Origin of the sequence: Candidatus Protofrankia californiensis (genome assembly GCF_900634765.1) — a bacterium.
GTDB classification, from domain to species: domain Bacteria; phylum Actinomycetota; class Actinomycetes; order Frankiales; family Frankiaceae; genus Protofrankia; species Protofrankia californiensis.
In genome coordinates this window covers 1-2,989 of sequence record NZ_CAAAFT010000070.1, presented here as the reverse complement: position 1 = coordinate 2,989, position 2,989 = coordinate 1, and the positions used below count along the sequence as shown (strand labels likewise).

The window sequence follows — 2,989 nt, the reverse complement described above, 5'->3', positions numbered from 1 at the left end:
CACCAGGCCAGCGCGTCGCTTCGGCTGCGCGCGACCCCGGAGTCGACCAGCGTGTCGAGCACATGGCGTTCCGGCTGCCGGAGCCTGGTCATCACCGGAACGGACAACGTGGTGAACAGCTCGGTCGTCCCGCCCGCGGTCGCCCCCCATGCCACCTTGCGCCCGTAGCGCCGCTCGGCCTCCTGGGCAATCGCGATGCGGGCCTCCCTGGTCTGCTCACGAAACCGGCGGATGCGACCCGACTCGGCGGCGGCGGCCGCAGCGGGATCGTCGGTCTCCAGCTCCGGCGCGGGGATCGTCCCCACGACCACGATCTCGTCCCGGTCGACGGTCACCGCCGCGGGGGCGGTGAACCAGCCGTCGGGGAGCCTCCCGGCGAACCATGCCGACGCGTCATCCGCGGGCGGCGCCTGCTCACGCTCGCCCCAACGACCGAAGCCGCGTCCACGCGAACCTGCCATGCCGTGCCTCCTCGTCACCTGCACCCGGTGTGGACTTCCGCGCGTCTCGCACCTTGTTTGATTACACCCTTACATGAGATACGCGGCAATAGATATCAGTCAGGAGACGTCCCCGGGACCTCCATCCAGATCTCTATCCGGATGGAGGTCCGGATCTCGTTCCGGGGCGCTCGGCCGGGATCTCCCTCTGAGACGTCCATCCGGGGCATCCACCCAAGACGCTCAGCCGGTCGACGGCAAGACGAGCCGGACTCCCAACTGGTCACGCACCGCCTCGGCGGTGGTCACCGGCCGTTCGCAGACGAAACCCCGGCACACGTAGACCCCGGCGGAGGTCCGCCCCCGCGCCAGCGGTCCGGACGTGACCACGACCGCGCCCGGCGAGGTGGCCAGCCGGGCCACCCGCTCGAGGTCCGGACGGTCGACGACGGCAACCTCGGCAGGTCCGGCCACAAGCGCCTCACCGACCGCCCCGGCCCACCCGGCAAAGGACGCGTTCGCGGCGAGCAGCGGGGTGAGCGTCTCCAGGACGCGCTCGGCAGCCTGCCGATGCTCATACGATGCTGTCAGGGCCGAGTAGGTCAGCAGGGCGCCGGCGACTGCGGCCTGGCCGGACGGCGTCGGCGAGTCCGAGGGGTCCCGTGGCCGGCGCAGCAGCAGCTCGGCGTCGTCGGCGGTGTCGTGGAAACCACCGTCGTCCGCGGTGAAGTGCTCGCGAACAACCGCCAGCAGGTCGCCTGCCAGCGCCAGCCACTGTTCGTCCCCGGTGATCTGGTGCAGGACGAGCAAACCCTCGGCGACGTCCCCGTAATCCTCCAGCACCCCGGCGTTCGTCCCGGCGCGGCCGTGCCGGCTGGTGCGTCGCAGCCGGCCGTCCACCAGGTGGACGTCGCGCAGCAGCGTCGCGGCCCGCGTGGCCGCGACCACCCACGCCGGCTCGGCCAGCAGCGCGCCGGCCTCGGCGAGCGCCGCGATCGCAAGCCCGTTCCAGGCTGCGACGATCTTGTCGTCGCGGGCAGGCTGCGGGCGGGCCGCCCGCGACCGGAAAAGCCGCTCGCGCACCGACGCGAACCTGCCCGGTTCGTCGGGATCCGCCCGCAGCTGCAGCACGGACGTGCCGTGCTCGAACGTGCCCGCGGCAGTCACGCCGAACACGCCCGTGGCCCAGGCGCCGTCGTCCGGGCCGAGGACGTCGACGAGTTCGGCCGGCGTCCACACGTAGGTGGCGCCCTCCACGCTGTGACCGCCGGAGCCATGCCTGTGTGGGTCGGGTTCACCGGGGTCGGGTCCGCCGGGCATGACCGTGTCCGCGTCCAGCGCCGAGGCGAACCCGCCTTCGGCGGTCCCCAGGTCACGTAGCAGGAAGGCAGCGGTCTCCCGGGCGACCCGCTCGGCCAGCGGTGACCCGGTCGCCCGCCACAGGTGCAGGTACACCCGTAGCAGCTGGGCGTTGTCGTAGAGCATCTTCTCGAAGTGCGGGACGGTCCAGGTGGCGTCCACGCTGTAGCGAGCGAACCCGCCCGCGAGCTGATCGTAGATCCCTCCGCGGGCCATCCGCTCGCAGGTGGCGGTGACCATCCGCAGGCTGGCAGCGTCCCCGGTGCGTGCCTGGTGCCGCAGCAGCATCTCCAGCAGAGCGGACGGCGGGAACTTCGGCGCCGACCCGAAACCGGCGTGCTCCGGGTCGAAGGTCCGCGCGACCTTCTCCACCGCGGTGCCGAGCAGTTCGTCGGTGAGCCTGGCCGGCGGGGCACCCGAGCGCAGCGCCATCGCGGCGATCTGGCGTGCGATGTCCGCACCGGAGGCCGCCACCTCGTCACGCCGCGTCCGCCAGGCGTTCGTGACCGCGACAAGAAGCTGCCGGAACGATCCCATCCCCGGCCGCGACACCGGCGGGAAGTACGTACCGGCGAAGAACGGCTCGCCCGCCGGGGTGAGGAACACCGTCATCGGCCAGCCGCCCTGGCCGGTGAGAGCGACGGTGACGTCCATGTAGACGGCGTCGACGTCGGGCCGCTCCTCACGGTCGACCTTGACGTTGACGAAGTGCTCGTTCATGATCGATGCGACGTCGGGGTCCTCGAAGGACTCGTGCGCCATCACATGGCACCAGTGGCAGGACGCGTAGCCCACTGACAGCAGGACGGGTGCGTCCCTGGCGACAGCTTCGGCAAAGGCGTCCGAGCCCCACGGCCACCAGTCGACCGGGTTGTCGGCATGCTGAAGGAGGTACGGCGAGGTCTGGTCGGCTAGACGGTTCGGCATATGCCCAGCATTCCCGTTGCCGGGCCTACTGTCGGGAAGCTCGGCCGGCTTCGAAACCTTGGAACCTGTGTGGTGCACGCCGACCGGATCGCGACCCGCGCCGTACCCGCCGCGCCGTCCCGCTCACAGTTCTGGTTACGACTGTGGTCGCAGACTCGGCCGAAATCATGGCAAAGTGTACGAACAGGACGTCACGCCCCTTGGCCGCGTCCCCCTCTTCCGACGTCTCCGGATCCGGCTCCTTCCGATCCGGCTTCTCCGGG

Annotated in this window: 2 protein-coding genes; both read right to left on the bottom strand. The window is 71.1% G+C overall.

Features of this window, described 5'->3' with window-relative positions; translation table 11 throughout:
• On the bottom strand, positions 1 to 461 hold a 461-nt coding region (locus tag DD1DGNOD_RS04410), incomplete at its 3' end, for a hypothetical protein (protein ID WP_131769510.1).
• 222 nt (positions 462 to 683) lie between these two features.
• Positions 684 to 2,726: a thioredoxin domain-containing protein gene (locus DD1DGNOD_RS04405; RefSeq protein WP_131769509.1), complete on the bottom strand. Its 2,043-nt coding sequence runs from the start codon at positions 2,724 to 2,726 to the stop codon at positions 684 to 686.
• Positions 2,727 to 2,989: the final 263 nt, after the last annotated feature.